Source organism: Stenotrophomonas bentonitica (assembly GCF_002887735.1).
Taxonomy (GTDB): domain Bacteria; phylum Pseudomonadota; class Gammaproteobacteria; order Xanthomonadales; family Xanthomonadaceae; genus Stenotrophomonas; species Stenotrophomonas bentonitica_A.
On record NZ_PKQP01000031.1, the window covers coordinates 1 to 493 of the forward strand.

Consider the following 493-nt stretch of genomic DNA (forward strand, 5'->3'; position numbering starts at 1 on the left):
GCCCGATCCGGCCCGCGGCTGGCTGCCCTGGGCCTGGCTGACGCCGATCCTGATGATCCTGTTCAACGCGGTACCGGTGATCGCGCTGGACGGGTGGATGCAGTCACAGCATTGGTCGACGCCGGGCGGCGATCCGATCGGTCTCGCTGGCTTGTATGCGCTGCTGTGGATCGGCTTCGCGCCGACGCTGGCGGCCGTGCTCGCCTGGGTACGCTTCGTCGAAGGGCGCTCGCTGGCGAGTATCGGACTGACCGGTCCGGCACCGCTGAAAACCTTCCTGCGCGGACTGGCCGTTGGATTCGGCACGATCGCGCTGGTCGTAGTCGCGATCTGGATGGCTGGCGGCATGCAGGCGGCGGGCTTGGGGCAGGCCTGGCGGTCGCCCGTCAGCCTGCTGCACATCGGTCTACTGCTATTGAGCTTCATGTTCCAGGCGAGCGTGGAGGAAGTCATCTTCCGCGGCTGGATGCTGTCCGTGGTGGCGCGCAAGACC

Annotated in this window: 1 pseudogene; it reads left to right on the top strand. The window is 67.3% G+C overall.

Features of this window, described 5'->3' with window-relative positions:
• Positions 1-493: pseudogene (locus C0R07_RS19630) on the top strand (CPBP family intramembrane glutamic endopeptidase); the annotation flags it as partial.